General features: G+C 61.3%; 2 protein-coding genes. Both read right to left on the bottom strand.

Annotated elements, in window-relative coordinates:
- Positions 1-370 (bottom strand): hypothetical protein (locus GVJ63_RS21840; RefSeq protein ID WP_159227355.1); only part of this gene is annotated, 370 nt, incomplete at its 3' end.
- A 57-nt stretch (positions 371-427) separates the two neighbouring features.
- A partial coding sequence (locus tag GVJ63_RS21835) for a DUF4113 domain-containing protein (protein ID WP_159227354.1) occupies positions 428-683 on the bottom strand: 256 nt, incomplete at its 5' end.

Raw genomic sequence — 683 nt, 5'->3', positions numbered from 1 at the left:
GGCCTATCCAGTGCGGGTCGCCGGCATTCAAGGCATCCTGCTTCTGCATGATTTTCTTCGCCTCCTGCGCAACCTGCTGCCTGACTGCTTCAAGCGCTGGATGGGCGCCGTTGGCTTTCAACAGAAGCGTGGTCATGCCACCCACGATGGATTGCGCGCAGAGGGACTGCGCAACCTGTCTGGCGTTGTCTTTTCTCAGCTGAGACAGCGTCGCACGTAGTTCGGCAATCTCATTCCGGGCGCTGGCCATATCGCGCTCGTGGCGACGCTTCGCGTCGTGCAGATCCGCCACCGCGCGTGCGGCCTGGCTTTCTGCACTGGCCGCACGGCTTGCAAGCATCGCATCGGCAACCCCATCCGCATATCCCATAGACCCCCCTCTGGCAGGCGTTGAAAACGTTCTGCTGTGCAGCGTACCACTGCACGCTCATGCCTTGGCCACCGGGATCTCGGACAACCTGGTGGCGTATCGCGGGGTGCGTCGATCCTGGCGCATTCCCCACTCTCGGTTCCACTCGCTCTGCCCTGTCGAACCAACGTGCAATGTGCCCTTTCCGTAACGTCCGTTGATTGCATCCATGGCGTGCATGAGCCGCGTCCTGTCACGTTCAACTTCTGGCGCCAGGTCAAGCTCGCCTTGGGATACCTTTTCGTCTTGAAGAGCGAGCAGCATGACGCCGGCC

This window comes from Pantoea sp. 18059 (assembly GCF_902706165.1).
GTDB lineage: Bacteria > Pseudomonadota > Gammaproteobacteria > Enterobacterales > Enterobacteriaceae > Pantoea > Pantoea agglomerans.
Note: the sequence above shows the minus strand (reverse complement) of the source record. Positions and strands in the feature narration are given on the sequence as shown.